The organism is Paraburkholderia sp. BR14320 (assembly GCF_040948665.1).
Classification (GTDB): domain Bacteria; phylum Pseudomonadota; class Gammaproteobacteria; order Burkholderiales; family Burkholderiaceae; genus Paraburkholderia; species Paraburkholderia youngii.
In genome coordinates this window covers 1-216 of sequence record NZ_JBFPKG010000424.1, presented here as the reverse complement: position 1 = coordinate 216, position 216 = coordinate 1, and the positions used below count along the sequence as shown (strand labels likewise).

Genomic DNA, 216 nt, shown 5'->3' with positions numbered 1-216 from the left:
GTCAACGCGCGCGTGACACGCGCTGACGGGCATGCTGAACGTGAAGCGGCCAAGATCATGATCAACGACGCGCGGCAAGCACTACAGGATGCGGGCGCAGAGATCACGTTGGGCGCGGACAAGGGTTACGACGCACAGGAATTCATCGAGGCCTGCCGCGAGATGAAGGTCACACCGCACGTAGCGCAAAACACCTCGGGGCGGCGTTCGGCGGTG

General features: G+C 63.4%; 1 pseudogene. It reads left to right on the top strand.

Annotated features, from left to right (window positions below):
- A pseudogene (locus tag AB3X89_RS40920) lies at positions 1 to 216 on the top strand (IS5/IS1182 family transposase); the annotation flags it as partial.